This window comes from Pseudomonas brassicacearum (genome assembly GCF_003732265.1).
GTDB classification, from domain to species: domain Bacteria; phylum Pseudomonadota; class Gammaproteobacteria; order Pseudomonadales; family Pseudomonadaceae; genus Aquipseudomonas; species Aquipseudomonas brassicacearum_D.
Window position 1 is genome coordinate 1 of the sequence record NZ_MOBK01000272.1, and the last position, 505, is coordinate 505.

1 protein-coding gene is annotated in these 505 nt (G+C 62.8%); it reads right to left on the bottom strand.

The annotated features are described in order from the left end of the window. A partial coding sequence (locus BK660_RS31220) for a translation initiation factor eIF-2B alpha/beta/delta subunit family protein (RefSeq protein WP_473087032.1) occupies positions 1-478 on the bottom strand: 478 nt, incomplete at its 3' end. Positions 479-505 lie beyond the last annotated feature (27 nt).

Below are 505 nucleotides of genomic sequence, written 5' to 3' on the forward strand. Positions count from 1 at the left end.
GGGCATTGCCCTGATGCTTGCGGATCAGATCAACGCCGAGCTGGGCCATGGTCAGGTTGGCTTCGCGGTCGCTTTCGTGAATGGCGATGGCTTCGGCTTCGAGCGCCGCCAGCGGATCGGCGTTTTCCTTCAGGCGGTCGAGGCGATCGTGCATGCGCCCCAGGGCCCAGAAAAGATTGACCGCTGTCGGACGAGAATCCGCCAACAAGGCGAAATCCTCTTCCAGCGCCGCGTACCAATCGCCACCTTCAGCGATCCGCGCACGCGCCGCGAGGACGATGCCATAGGCCGCACTGATGCCAATGGCCGGCGCACCGCGCACCACCATCGAGCGAATCGCTTCTGCCACGCCAGCGGCGCTGGTGTAGGCGATCCAGGTTTCCTCGAACGGCAAAATACGCTGATCCAGCAGGTGCAGCGCGCCGTCACGCCAATCGATGGCCTTCACTTTTTCCGCAGCCAACAGTCGATCGCGCATCCTACACCCCGCACTCATGAACAAACG